At 69.4% G+C, this 14,168-nt stretch carries 13 protein-coding genes (1 of these 13 only partly in view); 12 read left to right on the forward strand and 1 reads right to left on the reverse strand.

Going from position 1 to position 14,168, the window contains the following annotated elements; all coding sequences use genetic code 11:
• Window positions 1-113: 113 nt before the first annotated feature.
• Window positions 114-1,220: a DNA-protecting protein DprA gene (gene dprA, locus IPJ17_06180; GenBank protein QQR75168.1), complete on the reverse strand. Its 1,107-nt coding sequence runs from the start codon at window positions 1,218-1,220 to the stop codon at window positions 114-116.
• A 125-nt stretch (window positions 1,221-1,345) separates the two neighbouring features.
• Here dprA and IPJ17_06185 point away from each other — a divergent pair, with 125 nt between their 5' ends.
• The 12 genes from IPJ17_06185 to IPJ17_06240 all read left to right on the forward strand — a co-directional run.
• Window positions 1,346-1,783, forward strand: coding sequence for a tetratricopeptide repeat protein (locus IPJ17_06185; GenBank protein QQR75169.1), 438 nt, complete (start codon window positions 1,346-1,348; stop codon window positions 1,781-1,783).
• 63 nt (window positions 1,784-1,846) lie between these two features.
• Window positions 1,847-2,542 (forward strand): hypothetical protein, encoded by a 696-nt coding sequence (locus IPJ17_06190; protein QQR75170.1) that lies wholly within the window; start codon window positions 1,847-1,849, stop codon window positions 2,540-2,542.
• Window positions 2,543-2,558: 16 nt separating this feature from the next.
• Window positions 2,559-5,456: a PD40 domain-containing protein gene (locus IPJ17_06195; protein ID QQR75171.1), complete on the forward strand. Its 2,898-nt coding sequence runs from the start codon at window positions 2,559-2,561 to the stop codon at window positions 5,454-5,456.
• Window positions 5,416-6,606, forward strand: a complete 1,191-nt coding sequence (locus IPJ17_06200; protein QQR75172.1) for a GAF domain-containing protein — start codon at window positions 5,416-5,418, stop codon at window positions 6,604-6,606. The genes IPJ17_06195 and IPJ17_06200 overlap by 41 nt, the downstream gene beginning before the upstream one ends.
• 14 nt (window positions 6,607-6,620) lie before the next feature.
• Entirely contained in the window at window positions 6,621-7,382 is a 762-nt protein-coding gene (locus IPJ17_06205; GenBank protein QQR75173.1) for a 3',5'-cyclic-nucleotide phosphodiesterase, read from the forward strand.
• A gap of 86 nt (window positions 7,383-7,468) precedes the next feature.
• On the forward strand, window positions 7,469-8,248 hold the full coding sequence (locus tag IPJ17_06210; protein QQR75174.1) for an MBL fold metallo-hydrolase: 780 nt from the start codon (window positions 7,469-7,471) through the stop codon (window positions 8,246-8,248).
• A complete protein-coding gene (gene purS, locus IPJ17_06215; protein ID QQR75175.1) occupies window positions 8,245-8,499 on the forward strand; it encodes a phosphoribosylformylglycinamidine synthase subunit PurS in 255 nt (84 codons plus the stop codon). The genes IPJ17_06210 and purS overlap by 4 nt, the downstream gene beginning before the upstream one ends.
• Window positions 8,496-9,203, forward strand: coding sequence for a phosphoribosylformylglycinamidine synthase subunit PurQ (gene purQ / locus IPJ17_06220; GenBank protein QQR75176.1), 708 nt, complete (start codon window positions 8,496-8,498; stop codon window positions 9,201-9,203). The genes purS and purQ overlap by 4 nt, the downstream gene beginning before the upstream one ends.
• Window positions 9,200-11,407: a phosphoribosylformylglycinamidine synthase subunit PurL gene (gene purL / locus IPJ17_06225; protein ID QQR75177.1), complete on the forward strand. Its 2,208-nt coding sequence runs from the start codon at window positions 9,200-9,202 to the stop codon at window positions 11,405-11,407. The genes purQ and purL overlap by 4 nt, the downstream gene beginning before the upstream one ends.
• Window positions 11,408-11,438: 31 nt before the next feature.
• Window positions 11,439-12,833 carry an amidophosphoribosyltransferase gene (locus IPJ17_06230; protein QQR75178.1) on the forward strand — a complete coding sequence of 465 codons (1,395 nt, stop codon included), beginning with the start codon at window positions 11,439-11,441 and terminating at the stop codon, window positions 12,831-12,833.
• Window positions 12,834-12,878: 45 nt separating this feature from the next.
• Window positions 12,879-13,955, forward strand: a complete 1,077-nt coding sequence (locus IPJ17_06235) for a phosphoribosylformylglycinamidine cyclo-ligase (GenBank protein QQR75179.1) — start codon at window positions 12,879-12,881, stop codon at window positions 13,953-13,955.
• A gap of 17 nt (window positions 13,956-13,972) precedes the next feature.
• Window positions 13,973-14,168: the start of a phosphoribosylglycinamide formyltransferase gene (locus tag IPJ17_06240; protein QQR76102.1), read on the forward strand. The gene runs 440 nt beyond the window's last position; 196 of the gene's 636 nt are visible here — the first part of the coding sequence; its start codon is at window positions 13,973-13,975; its stop codon lies beyond the right edge, outside the window.

Genomic DNA, 14,168 nt, shown 5'->3' on the forward strand with positions numbered 1-14,168 from the left:
AGGCTACCTGGCGGGACGGCAGGGTCGGCGAGGGTAGCACCCGTCCGGCCGGCTGGCAACCGACGGGAGGAGCGAAGCGGCCCGGCCGGGGCCGCCGGGCGGCGGGTCGTCGTTCATCGCAAGACCTCGAACCGGGGGCCGGGAAGGCGGCGGACCCGGCCGGAGAGCTCGAGCTCGAGCAGCTCGCCGAGGAGCTCGTCGACCGGACGGCCGGCGGCGGCAGCGAGGGCGTCGAGCTCGACCGGCCCTCCCGCGGCGAGCAGGGCGACCAGCGGGTTGGCCGGGCCGTCAGGCTCGCCGTCGCGGCGCGGTCGGGGGGCGGACGCCGCGGCCGGGCGATCGAGGCCGAGCGCCTGCAGGACGTCGTCGGGGTGGCGAACCAGCGTCGCGCCGTCGCGCAGCAGGGCGTTGGTGCCGAGGCCGGTCTCGTCGAAGATGCGTGCCGGCAAGGCCATCACCTCGCGCCCCAGCTCGAGCGCCAGGCGCGCCGTGACCAGCGAGCCCGAGCGCGGCACGGCCGAAACGACGACCACGCCGGCGGCGAGCGCGGCGATCAGGCGGTTCCGCACCGGGAAGCGCCAGGGCTCGGGTGGGGTGTGGGGCGGGAACTCGGAGACGACAGCACCGCTCGCGGCGATCTCGCGCGCCAGCGCCCGATGACCGCGGGGGTAGTCGATCGCCAGGCCGCAGCCGAGCACCGCGACGGTGCGACCGCCGTTGGCGGCGAGCGCGCCGCGATGGGCGGACGCGTCCACGCCGAGGGCCAGGCCGGAGACCACCAGGACCCCGGCGGCGGCAAGCTCGTGACCCAGCCAGCGCGCTGCCTCGAGGGCCCAGCTCTCGGCGCGGCGGGAGCCGACGATCGCGACCGCCGGCCCGGTCGGCAGCTCACCGAGGCAGTAGAGCGCTGGCGGGGGAAGCGAGAGATGGAGAAGCGACTCGGGGTAGTCGGCGTCGCCGCGGACGAGGGTGCGGGCGCCCTCGCGTGTTGCGGCGGCGGTCTCCCGCCCAGCGAGCTCGGCGGCGCGCTCTCGCAGGGCCAGAGCGGCGGCCAGCGCTCGCGGGGAGACGCCGAGTCGACGCGAGAGTCGCGAGGAATCCGCCTCCGCGGCCTCCATCCATTCGTCGAGACATCCGGCGAGCAGGCAGGCGGCGGCGCGCGGCACGGAGGGTGAGGCGTTGAGCGCGAGGGCGAGCTCGCGAGGTGTCGGGGGCGGCATCGAGTCGGACTCTCCTGGTCGGAAGAGAAGGACGTCAACGGGGTGCCGAATCTCGCACCTGAGGCCCCGAAAGCCGGGTATATACTGCGCGCCCGGCCCGTTCCCGCCGGAAAGGAATCGACGCGATGAGCCCGAGCCGGTCGATTGGCTTCGCCGCACTTCTCCTCGCCGTGGCGTTCGTCTCCGGTGGCGCGAGCCGGCCTGCGGCCGAGGCTCGCTCCCAACTCGGATTCGGCATCGACATGGCCCGACGCGGCCTCTGGAACGAGGCGGTCTTCCGCTTCGAGGCGGCACGGCGGCTCTCCCCCGACAATTTCCGCATCCTCAACGACCTGGCGGTGGCCTACGAGGCCGTCGGCCGGTTCGAGGACGCGCTCGAGGCCTACCGCGCGGCGCTCAAGGTCGAGCCGGGCAGCCGCCAGGCCAAGCAGAACTACGCGCGCTTCGTCGAGTTCTACCAGAGCTTCCGCCCGAAGGCTGCCAAGCCCGCGGTGACGGAAGCCCAGCCGTCCGCGACGCCGACCGCGACGCCGACCCCTGCCGCGCCGTCCAGCGGCTCCTGAGGCGACGTCGTGTCGGAGAGCCGTTCTCCCGCGCCGTTGCTCGATCCCCCGAGGAGGTTCGCCATGCGACTTCCGGCCCCCGTCCGGGCCCTTTTCGTCCTCGCGTTGCTCGCCTCGCCGCTCGCCGCCGGCACGGTCGAGGTCAAGATCAAGCTCCCGGTGCGGGCGAAGATCGACCTCGGCGGTCGCCGCACGGTGGCGCTCGCCCCGTTCATCACCATCGGCCGTGAAGGCGCGGCGCGGCAGTCCGAGTCGGGTGTCGACGTCCAGGGCGAATTCGAGCGGCATCTCGTCAAGCTCCTGCGCCGCGACACCGAGCTCAAGGTGGTCGAGTCCGGCCGTATCGACTACCCGAGCTTCGAGCTCGGCGTCTTGTCGCGCAACCGCGATTTCTGGCGGGCGCTCGGCGAACGCCTGCAGGCCGACCTGCTGCTTTCGGGGAGCCTGGACTTCGACGTCCAGGATCGCAGCGGCTATCGCACCGAGGAGTACGTCTCGCCGTTCGACGGCCGCACCTACTACCGCCAGGTGCTGGTCGAGCAGACCGGTTTCGAGTACGACATCGTGCTGCAGGTCTACGACGGCCGCACCGGCGAGCTGCTCTACACCGACAACTTCAAGGACTTCAAACAGCTCGAGGGCGAGAAGGCCGACCCGCTCAAGGGGATGTTCGAGAACCTGTACTCGCTCGAGGACCGGATCGTCGGCGTCTTCGCCCAGAAGACGATCGAGGCTTCGCGCGTCCTGCTGACCGACTGACGGAAAGGAGCCCCCCGTGCCGAAGAGCAAGTGGCTGACGCGCCTGGCGCTCGCCGGGCTGACCCTCGCGGCGATCGGCGCCACCGGCGCCGCGGCCCAGGACTACGGGACCTCGTTCGGCAAGAACAAGATCCAGTATCGCGAGTTCAAGTGGCAGATCTACCACTCGCCGCACTTCGACGTGTACTACTACGCCGAGGAGGCCGAGCTCTTGGAGAAGGTGGTGTCGATGGCGGAGAGCGCCTACGACCGCCTGTCGCGGGACTTCGATCACCAGATCCAGAAGCCGACGCCGCTGATCTTCTACGCCACGCACTCGGCCTTCGAGCAGAACAACATCATCCAGAACTTCATCCCCGAAGGGATCGGCGCCTTCGCCAGCCCGGTGCGCAACCGGATGGTCCTGCCCATCGACCTGCCGGAAGGAGAGCTCTTCCAGCTCGTCACGCACGAGCTGACCCACATCTTCCAGTACGACATCCTCTTCCAGGGGGGCGTCACCCGGGGCATCGGCGTGCCGCAGTGGGTGATGGAGGGGATGGCCAGCTACATGGCCAAGGACGAAGGCACCTCGGACCGCATGTTCCTGCGCGACGCGGTGGTCAACGACACGATCCCGTCGATCCTCGAGCGCGGTGTCTCGGGCTTCTTCGCCTACCGGTTCGGACATGCGGCGTTCGATTTCATCGAAAGCCGCTGGGGCAAGGAGGGCTTCCGCGACTTCGTCTACGAATTCCGCAACACGCTCGGCGGTCGAGTGGAGAAGGCGATCGAGCGCGGGTTCCGCATCGAGCCCGAGGACTTCGACACCGAGTATCGCCGCTGGTTGCGCAAGCAGTACCTGCCCGAGCTGGTGGCGACCGGCGAGCCGTCCGATTTCGGCCGCCGCTTCCGCTACGAGGAGGGTGAGACGGCGCAGACGATCTCGCCGACGGCCTCCCCGTCGGGCGACCTCGTCGCCACCTTCTCGACGCTGCACGGCGACCTCGACATCGTGCTCTTCGATGCGCGCAAGCGGCGTCTGGTCACCAACCTCACCAAGGGCTTCTCGAGCGACTATCAGTACCTGGTCTCGCAGTTCGTCACCACCGGGGCGCGGATGGGCCGCGATCTCGCCTTCTCCCCCGACGGCAACCGGGTGGCGGTCTTCGCCAAGCGCGAGAAGGGGCGCAGCCTGGTGCTGATCGACGTGCTCGGTCGCAAGGTGGAGCGGGTGATCGACATGGACGTCGAGCAGCAGCACGCCCCGGCGTTCAGTCCGGACGGCAAGACGATCGCCTTCTCGGGCAACCTGAAGGGGCGGTTCGACCTCTTCACGCTCGATCTGGCGTCCGGCACGGTGAGCAATCTGACCAACGACGATCTCTTCGACGGCTCGCCCACCTACTCGCCGGACGGCAAGTCGATCGTCTACAGCTCCGTGGTGGCCGGTGAGCACGCCCAGCTCTTCCGCCTCGACCTGGCCGACGGCAAGCGCTATCGCCTGTCGGAAGGGGCGTGGAACGACAAGGACGCGATCTTTTCTCCCGACGGCAAGCGTCTCTACTTCACCTCGGACCGCTCGGGCGCCGACAACATCTTCGGCCTGGACCTCGGCACCGGGGAGCTGCGTCAGTACACCAACGCCGTGACCGGTTGCTTCATGCCGACCGTCCTGGTGACCCCGGAGGGCGGCGAAGAGCTCGTCTACACCGGCTACTGGCGCGGTCGCTTCGACCTCTACGTGACCGATCTCGACAACCCTGTCGGCAAGCCGACGAAGGTCGATCTGCCGGTCGTCGCCGCGGCGCCGGCCGAGCTGCCGAAGTTCGAGCCGGACATCCAGGTGACGCTCGACGAGGCGAACAAGTCGAAGTACGGCGGTTTCAAGCTCTTCCTCGAAGACGGCGGCGCCTACGTCGGCGTCACCGACGACCAGACCTTCCTCGGGTACACCTACCTCTCCTTCAGCGACTATCTGGGGGATCGCCGGCTGATCACCGCCTTCAGCTCGATCGAGAGCTTCTCGAACTTCGACGTCGTCTACAGCGACCAGCGGCGGCGCTGGGGCTGGGCGGTGCGTCTGTTCGACGACCGGACGTTCTACACCGCGGTCGACCAGAGAATCGGCCAGGTCGTTCGCGACCGCGCCGCCTACCAGCAGACCGGAGCGGTCGCCTCGATCTCGTACCCGATCGACGTCTACCACCGCGTCGAAGCGGGTGTCGGCTACATCATGCGCAAGCTCGACTTCCAGCAACTGGTGGTCGACCCGGCGACCGGCCAGTTGGTCTATTCGGTCGAGCCGCGGGACGACAACTTCCCGCTCGTCGAGGTGGCGGCGGTCGGCGACTCGGCGGTGTACTCCTCCTACGGGCCGGTGAGCGGTCGGCGGTGGCGCCTCGGCGGGGCCTACGCGCTGCAAACCAGCGGCGGGGGCGGGACGCTGACCTCGAGCGCCGACCTCGACCTGCGGCAGTACATCCAGGTTTCCGAGCGCAGCAACCTGTCGCTGCGGGTCTTCGCCGGTGCCTCCTGGGGCGACGTGCCGACGCCCTACTACTTTGGCGGCCTCGACACGGTCCGCGGCTTCGACTTCCGTTCGCTCGTCGGCGATCGCGCCTTCTTCGCCAACTTCGAGTACCGCTTCCCGCTGATCGACGTGCTGGCGACGCCGATCTTCGGCTTCCAGAGCATCCGCGGGCGGATCTTCCTCGACGTCGGCGGCGCCTGGTTCGACTATGCCGGGCAGGGCTTCACCTTCTGGAACGGGGACGAGAACCGGTTGCAGGACGCCGTCTCCTCCTACGGCTGGGGTGTCACCGTCAAGTTCGCCGGTCTCGACCTCAACTGGGACTTCGCCAAGCAGTGGGACTTCAAGGAGTCGACCGCGGGTGGATTCCGCACCTCGTTCTGGATCGGGACCGGATTCTGAGCCCGGGCTCGTCGGCGAGCTCGAGCGCCGCCTCGCCGAGTACGAGGCGCTGCTCGAGATCGGCGTCGAGCTGGCCGGGAGCCTCGATCCGCTCCGGGTCTTGTCGCTCGCGCTGGAGAAGGCCGAGGAGCTCTGCCGCGCGGAGACCAGCTCGATCTGGGAGCTCGACGAGGAGCGCTCCGAGCTCTTCTTCCGCGTCGTTCGCGGGCGGGTAGCCGGCGAGATCCGTGGGCTTCGGGTGCCGCTCGGGACGGGGATCGTCGGGGCGGTGGCGGCGAGCGGCCGGGCCGAGCTGGTCAACGACGTCGAGAACGATCCACGCTGGCGCGGCGATCCGGCCGAGGAGTTCTGCACGCGAGCGATCCTCGCCGTTCCGCTCGTCGCGCACGGGCGCGTCATCGGCGTGCTCCAGCTCCTCAATCCCCTCGAGCGCGCGGCGTTCACCGAGGACGACCTGCGCCGGCTGCGCCTCTTCGCCGGTCCGCTCGCCCACGCCCTCGACAACGCCCGCCTCTATGCGGCGCAGAAGCGGCAGTTCGTCGAGACGGTGACGGCGCTCGCCGAGGCGATCGAGAAGCGGGACCCGTACACCGGTGGCCACGTCCGCCGGGTCGTCGTCTATTCGCTGCTGCTCGGCCGCGAGATGGGGCTTTCGCGTTCCGAGCTCGAGCAGTTGCGCCTCGGGGCGACGCTCCACGACGTCGGCAAGATCGCCATCCCGGACGAGGTGTTGCGCAAGCCCGCGCCGCTCGACCGCGGCGAGTTCGAGGTGATGAAGCGGCACACGCTCGACGGGGCGGAGATCGTCTCCCGGGTGCGCGGGCTGCGAGCGCTGATCCCGGCGGTGCGCAGCCACCACGAGCGGTTGGACGGCGCGGGCTACCCCGACGGGCTCGGGGCCGAAGCGATCCCGCTCGTCGCCCGGATCATCGCCGTCGCCGACACCTACGACGCGATGACGACCGACCGCCCCTACCGTCGCGGGATGGCCCCGGCGGCGGCGTTCGCCGAGATCGACCGCCATGCCGGCTTGCAGCATGCGGGGGAGGTGGTCGCGGCGTTCCGCCGGCTTTTCGAGCGCGGCGAGTTCACCGTCGCCGAGGGCGAGCTGTTGCTTGGCTCCTTGTCCGAATCCGGGTCGGCGGAGTAAAGTGCCGTGTCTAGATGAAGATCGAAACCCTCGGTGTCTTCGGCGGCGAGAGCGTCGACTGCAGGATGACCTGCCTGCTGATCAACGACGGCATCGCCCTCGACGCGGGCTCGCTCTCGCAGGTGCTGCCGATCGAGCGACAACGCGCCGTCCACTCCATCGTGCTGTCGCACTCGCACATGGACCACACCAGCTCACTGCCGTTCTTCATCGAGAACGTCTTCGGCAAGCTGCGTGACGCGGTCGACATCTACGCTTCGCCGGCGGCCATCTACGCGCTGCGCAAGCACCTGTTCAACAACGACACCTGGCCGGATTTCACCCGCCTGCCGAACCACCTCCTGCCGACCTTGCGTTTCCACGAGCTGGTCGACGAGGTGCCGTTCGTGGTCGACGGCGTGACCTTCACGCCGATCCAGGTCAACCACCTGGTGCCGACCCACGGCTATCTCATCGAGCAGGGCGACGCAGCCCTCCTCTGGTCGAGCGACACGGGTCCGACGCAGCGGCTCTGGGAGATCGCCAACGGCCTGACGCGGCTCAAGGCGATCTGTGTCGACACGAGCTTCGACAGCTCGCTGCAGCGAATCGCCGATCTTTCGCTGCACCTGACCCCCGCGACGCTGGAGAGCGAGCTCCGCAAGCTCCATCGTCGCGTGCCGATCCTGCTCCACCACCTGAAGCCGACTTGCCTCAAGGCGGTCCAGGAGGAGGTCCGGCGCCTGCAGAACCCCGATCTGGACTTCCTCGAGCAGGGCCGCACCTATCACTTCTGAGCCCCGACCCCCTGCCCGGCCCCGGCAGGGGCGGTGGTAGCATCCGACGGTTCCCGGCCCTTCGGGATCTCCCAGGTTCCCGGTCTGTGCGCGCAATCGTCCTCGGCTCAGGAAGTGGCGGCAACGCCGTTCTCGTGGAGTCCGGCGGCAAGCGGCTGCTCATCGATGCCGGCTTCTCCTGCCGCGAGATCGAAAACCGTCTGCGCGGTGCCGGCGTCGAGGCGGCCTCCCTGTCCGCGCTGCTGCTGACCCACGAGCACGAGGACCATGTGCGGGGCGCGCGGCGCCTCGCTTCGCGGCACCGTCTGCCGGTCTACGCCACGGCGGGAACGTTCGCCGGCGGCGAACCGGGGGCCGAGCTCTGTGCCTCCGGCATCCGCATCCGATCGGGTGAGCCGTTCGAGGCGGCAGGGTTCGCCGTCGAACCGTTCGCCATCCCGCACGACGCGCGCGAGCCGGTGGGCTTCGTCGTCGAGGACGCAGCCGGCCGCCGGCTCGGGTTGGTCGCCGACCTCGGCTGCCCGAGCCGTCTCGCCTGGGGCCGGCTGCGAGACCTCGATCTCCTGTTGCTCGAGACCAATCACGACCTCGACATGCTGCGCAGCGGCCCCTATCCCTGGGTGCTGAAACAGCGCGTGGCCGGGCGGCATGGCCATCTGTCGAACCGCCAGGCGGCCGACGGCCTCGCCGAGCTCGTCGGGGAGCGGTTGCGCCATGTCGTGGCCTACCACCTTTCCCGGACGAACAACCTCCCGGCGCTCGCCGCGGCGGCTCTCGGCGAGGAGCTCGACCGGCTCGGTGCGTCCTGCGAGGTGGTTCTCAGCGAACAATCCACCCCGACTTCCTGGCTGGAGGTGACTGCGTGAAGGCGAAGGTGACGGTTTACCCGCGGCGCGAGATCCTCGATCCGCAAGGCAAGGCGATTCGCGAGGCGCTGACCCGCCTGGGGTTCGCGGAGGTGCTCGACGTGCGCGCCGGCAAGAGCTTCGAGATCGAGCTGGCGACGACCGACGCGACGCAGGCCGGCGAGCGCCTGCGGCAGATGGCCGCCAAGCTGTTCGCCAACCCGGTCGTCGAGGACTACGAGATCGAGCTCGAGGGCGCGGAGGCGCCATGAGGTGCGGCGTCGTCGTCTTCCCGGGGAGCAACTGCGACCACGACGTCTACCATGTCCTCAAGCACGTCCTGGAATCCGAGGTCACCTTCCTCTGGCACCAGGACTCGAGCCTCAAGGCGGTGGACTTCGTCGTTCTCCCGGGCGGCTTTTCCTACGGTGACTACCTGCGCGCCGGGGCGCTTGCCGCGCGTTCGCCGGTCATGGGGGCGATTCGCGAGCATGCGGCCAAGGGCGGCCTGGTGCTCGGCATCTGCAACGGCTTCCAGATCCTGCTCGAAAGCGGGTTGCTGCCCGGGGCGATGCGGCGCAACCGCGACCTGCGCTTCCTCTGCAAGGAGGTCAACCTGCGGGTCGAACGCACCGACCTGCCGTTCACGCGGCGCTACCGTGTCGGCCAGGTCGTGCGCATGCCGATCGCCCATGCGGAAGGAAACTACGAGGACCGGGAGGCGGAGCTCGATCGTCTCGAGGCACAGCGGCAGGTGGTCTTCCGCTACTGCTCGCCGTTCGGCGAGGTCGACGAGCGGTCGAACCCCAACGGTTCGGCGCGCGGCATCGCCGGCGTCTGCAATGTGGCCGGGAACGTGCTCGGCCTGATGCCGCATCCCGAGCGTTGCAGCGAGGAGGTCCTGGGATCGACCGACGGCCTCGACGTGTTCGCGTCGGTGGTCGGAGCGACGGCAGCGGCAGGAGGTGCCAGGTGAGTACGAAGGCGGAGCCCCCGGTGGACCCGTCGCTTGCCGCCTCTCACGGCCTGTCGTCGGAGGAGTACGAGAGACTCCTCGCCCTGCTCGGCCGCACGCCGACGCTCACCGAGCTGGGGATCACGGCGGCGCTCTGGTCGGAGCACTGCTCCTACAAGTCGTCGCGGGCCTACCTCAAGGAGTTCCCGACCAGCGGTCCCCGGGTGCTGCAGGGGCCCGGCGAGAACGCCGGGATCGTCGACATCGGGCACGGCTGGGTGGCGGTCTTCAAGATCGAGAGCCACAACCACCCGAGCTATATCGAGCCCTATCAGGGCGCGGCGACCGGCGTCGGCGGCATCCTGCGCGACGTCTTCACCATGGGCGCGCGGCCGATCGCTTGCATGGACTCTCTGCGCTTCGGCGAGCTCGACGCGCCGCGCATGCGCAGTCTCGTCGACGGCGTGGTGCGCGGCGTCGGCGACTACGGCAACTGCGTCGGGATCCCGACGGTGGGTGGCGAGACCGGCTTCCACCCGAGCTTCAACGGCAACATTCTGGTCAACGCCTTCGCCCTCGGCATCGCACGGCGGGAGAAGATCTTCCACGCCCGGGCGAGCGGCGTCGGCAACCCGGTCCTCTACGCGGGCTCGCGGACCGGCCGCGACGGCATCCACGGGGCCACGATGGCCTCGGAGAGCTTCGATTCCGAGAGCGAGGCGAAGCGGCCCACCGTGCAGGTCGGCGACCCGTTCACCGAAAAGGTGCTCCTCGAGGCCTGTCTCGAGGCGATGCGGGTGGATGGAATCGTGGCCATTCAGGACATGGGGGCGGCCGGCCTGACGAGCTCCGCTCTGGAAATGGCTTCGCGCGGGGGGGTCGGTCTGCGACTCGACCTCGACCGCGTGCCATTGCGCGAGCCCGGGCTCTCGGCCTACGAGATCATGCTCTCGGAATCGCAGGAGCGCATGGTGCTGGTGGCGCGCCGGGGGCGTGAGGAGGCCGTCGCGAAGGTCTTCCGGCGCTGGGGGCTGGAGGTGGCGACGATCGGCGAGATCAGCGGCGACGGACGGGCGGTGATCCGGCAGGGCGGAAGCACTGCCGCCGACCTGCCGATCCGCCCGCTGACCGACCAGGCGCCGCTCTACCATCGGCCGAGCTGCGAACCCGCCGATCTCGCGGCTCGCCAGGCCGCTCCCGAGGTCCCCTGGTCGGGGGATCCCGCCGACGCGCTGCGGCGGCTCCTGGCGACGCCCGAGCTCGCCAGCAAGGAGTGGGTGTTCCGCCAGTACGACCATTCCGTGCGAACCAATACCGTGGCCGGCCCCGGGGGCGACGCGGCGGTCCTGCTGCTCAAGGGGACGCCCACCGGCCTGGCGATGACCTGCGACGTGAACCCGGTGTACTGCTATCTGGACCCGCGTCGTGGTGGTGCGCAGGCGGTCGCGGAGGCCGTGCGCAACCTCGCCTGTGTCGGGGCCGAGCCGGTCGGACTGACCGACTGCCTGAACTTCGGCAGCCCGGAGATCCCCGAGGTGATGTGGCAGTTCCGCGAATGCGTGACGGGCATGGCCGAGGCCTGTCGTGCGCTCGAGGTTCCCGTCGTCTCCGGCAACGTGTCGTTCTACAACACCACCGAGGGCCGTTCGATTCACCCGACACCGACCGTGGCGATGGTCGGCGTCGTGCCGATGCTCGGCAATGTGCCGGAAGCGGCATTTCGAGATCCCGGCGACAGGATCGTCCTGTTGGGGCACGACCGGACGGAGTTCGGCGGCGCAGCCTACCTGCGGCTGTTGCACGGGATCGAGCAGGGACGGCCTCCGGTGGTCGATCTGGAAGCGGAACGGCGCCTTGCCGAGCTCCTGCGGGCGCTGGTCGCCGCGGGGCTGGTGCACACAGCGCACGACCTCGCCGAGGGAGGTCTCGCGGTCGCCGCGGCGGAGTGCTGCTTCGCACGCGGACTGGGGGCCCGGCTCCGTGTGCCGCTCCTTCCGCCGGCGTTGTTCTCGGAAACGCAGGCACGAGCGCTGGTCGCCGCCTCGTCCCGACATCTCGATCGGGTCCTCGAGCTGGCGCAGGCGCACGGTGTCCCCGCTCTCGAAGCCGGCGAAGTCGGAGGCGGCGAGCTGCGGATCGAAGCGGACGGGTTCACCCTCCGGGCCGAGGTGGTCGACCTGCAACGGATCTGGGCCACGGCGCTACCAGCGGCGCTCGCCATCTGAGCGCGCCCGCGAATCCAGGAGCGAGCGGACCATGTGCGGCATCTTCGGAATCGACGGCCACGACGACGCGGCGAATCTGACCTATCTGGGGCTCTACTCCCTGCAGCACCGCGGGCAGGAGAGCTCCGGCATCGCCGCGTGGAGCGGGTCGGCGATGGCCACCGAACGCGGCATGGGCCACGTCGCGGACATCTTCGACGAGGGCACGCTCGGCCGGCTTCCCGGCAGGAGCGCCATCGGGCACACGCGCTATTCGACGGCGGGCTCGAGCGTCATGGTCAACGCGCAGCCGATCGTCGTCCGCACCTCGATGGGAGTCTTCGCGCTGGTGCACAACGGGAACCTGACGAACGCCGGAGAGCTGCGGCAGAACCTCGAGCGCGAGGGCTCGATCTTCCAGACCACCAGCGACACCGAGGTGATCCTGCACCTGATGGCTCGACAACCGCGACGCCACGCGGTTGAGTCGCTGATGGTGGCTCTCGAGCAGGTCGAGGGGGCCTTTTCCCTGCTCCTGCTCACCGAAGGCGGACTGATCGCGGCGCGGGACCGCCACGGCTTCCGTCCATTGCTGCTCGGTGAGCTCGACGGACGACCTTGCTTCGCCTCGGAGAGCTGTGCCTTCGACCTCCTCGGCGCACGCAACGTGCGCGAGATCGAGCAGGGCGAAGTCGTCGAAGTCCGCGACGGACAGATCGAGGTTCACCGCCTCGCCGGCGTCCGTCCGCCGGCGCGCAGTTGCGCGTTCGAGCACGTCTACTTCGCCCGTCCGGACAGCCGCGTGTTCGGCGATTCGGTGGCCAGCGTCCGGCTCCGACTCGGAGCGCAGCTCGCCCGCGAGTCGCCAGCGCCGGCCGAGGCGGTGGTCCCGGTGCCGGACAGCGGCCTCTACGCGGCGCTCGGCTACAGCCGCGAGTCCGGAATTCCGCTCGAGCTCGGCCTGACACGCAACCACTACGTCGGGCGGACATTCATCGAGCCGAAGCAGTCGATCCGGAATTTCGGCGTCAAGGTCAAGCTGAACCCGGTGCGCGAGATGATTGCCGGCAAGCGCATCGTCCTCATCGACGACTCGATCGTGCGCGGGACGACCTCGCGCAAGATCGTTCGCATGATGCGAGAAGGCGGAGCGGCGGAGGTCCACCTTCGTATCTCCTCGCCGCCGACGGCGTGGCCCTGCTACTACGGGATCGACACGCCGCGACGACGCGAGCTCATCGCCTCGCGACAGTCCCTGGCCGAGATTCGCGAGTTCGTCGAGGCCGACAGCCTCGCATTCCTGTCGCTCGAGGGCCTGCTGGCCAGTCTCTCGAATCCGGCGGACGGCTACTGCACGGCTTGCTGGTCGGGAAGTTATCCGGTGCCGATCCGGCCGGGTGACACGCGACAGACCGAGCTCTTCCCTCAACCCTCCGCCGCGGAGTAGATCCCTTCGGCGGCCGCACGTTCGCGGTGGACCAGGACCTTCGACGTGAAGAGAACGAAGAACGCCTATGCGGCCGCAGGCGTCGACATCGACGCCCAGGAGCGCGGTCTCGAAGAAGTCAAGCGCCTGGCGCGGAGCACCTTTACCGACGGCGTGCTTTCCGACGTCGGACTCTTCGGTGGTCTCTTCCGCCCGGATCTCGGCGGAATGGGCGAGCCGGTGCTGGTCGCCTCGGCGGACGGTGTGGGCACCAAGCTCGCGGTGGCGCGACAGGCCGGGGATTACTCCACGGTCGGCCGCGACCTGGTGAACCATTGCGTGAACGACATCCTGGTGCAGGGAGCGGCGCCGCTCTTCTTCCTCGACTACGTCGGATCGGGAGTCCTCGAGCCGGAGCGCCTGGCGGAGCTGGTGCGCGGGGTCGCGAACGGCTGCCGCGCGAACGGTTGCGCGCTGCTCGGCGGCGAGACGGCGGAGATGCCGGGGTTCTACCAGCCGGGCGACTACGAGCTCGTCGGCTTCGTCGTCGGTCTCGTCGATCGTGCCCACGTCCTCGACGGGTCGCGGGTGCGGGCGGGCGATCTCCTCGTCGGCCTGCCTTCCGCCGGACTGCACACGAACGGATACTCGCTGGCCCGTCGGATCCTGTTCGAGCAGCGGGGGCTGCGGCTCGGCGATCGCATTCCGGAGTGCGATGACCGTCGCCCGGTTGGAGAGATCCTCCTCGCGCCGCACCTCTCCTATCTCGACGCCCTGCGTCCGTTGCTGAGATGTCCGGGATTGCATGCATTGGCCCACATTACCGGGGGCGGCATCACCGACAACCTGCCGCGCGTGCTGCCGGCCGGGCTCCAGGCCCACATCCGCTACGGGAGCTGGGAGATCTCGCCGATCTTCGAAGCGCTCGAGCGTCTCGGCGGAGTCGAGCTCGAGGAGATGCTGCGGGTCTTCAACATGGGGATCGGCATGATCGCCGTCGTCGCTCCGGAAGCGCTCGGGGAGTTCCTGAGCGGCCTGAGGGCACGACAGCAGCGATCGTTCGTCATCGGGCAGATCGTCGAAGGAACCGGAGGAGTGGCCTACGACCTCGGCGTCTTGCCGGAGGACGGAGGTGCCGTGTGAGCGCTCCAGCTCCCCGGCTGGCACGCATCGGCGTGTTGATCTCGGGACGCGGTAGCAACATGGAGGCGCTTGCCGAAGGGTGCGAGCGCGGCGACATCCCGGCGAAGATCGTCGTGGTGATCAGCCACCGCGCCGAAGCGGCTGGCCTCGAGCGAGCGCGAGCCCGTGGGCTCGCGACCGCGGTCGTCGCCCCGCGCGACTACGCCGATCGCT

The organism is Holophagales bacterium (assembly GCA_016699405.1).
Taxonomy (GTDB): Bacteria; Acidobacteriota; Thermoanaerobaculia; order Multivoradales; family JAGPDF01; genus JAAYLR01.